1 protein-coding gene is annotated in these 401 nt (G+C 64.3%); it reads left to right on the top strand.

Annotation, left to right across the window (positions count from 1 at the left end):
* The coding region (locus tag WFI16_RS26910; protein WP_419900922.1) for a hypothetical protein at positions 1 to 401 on the top strand (401 nt) is incomplete at both ends.

Here is a 401-nt window from a genome sequence, read left to right as displayed (position 1 = left end):
GCTGTCCTTCGGGAGGGCTCCGCGGGCCGTCAGGAGCTGCACCTGATCCTCGATACCATCATCGATCTCATGCCCTATGCGGGTGAGATCGGAGGGCCGGCGGAAGATGCTGCGCGAAAGCTGGGGCAAGCTCTGATGCTGGGTTGCCTGGGCTGGGCCGAGGGCTTGCATAGCCCGGTCTTGGGCCAGCTTCTCAGGTCCCTACCTTCCGAGCTGCGCCGTGAAGAGCTTCTCGTGCGATTGGAGACAGCGCCTTACCTTTTGCCGCCCGGTCTCATGATGGAACTGCGAAGCGCGCTTCGCGAGGCGCACGAAGGCTCGAAGGTGGTGCCCGACATGTTCCGTCCGTCGAGGCATACGGGCAAAGGCCAGAACCCTGCTGGGGCGGATCGATGCCGGGA

The organism is Roseomonas sp. USHLN139 (assembly GCF_037145735.1).
GTDB lineage: Bacteria > Pseudomonadota > Alphaproteobacteria > Acetobacterales > Acetobacteraceae > Pseudoroseomonas.
The sequence above is the reverse complement of the archived record's forward strand: the minus strand, read 5'-3'. Positions and strand labels throughout refer to the sequence as shown.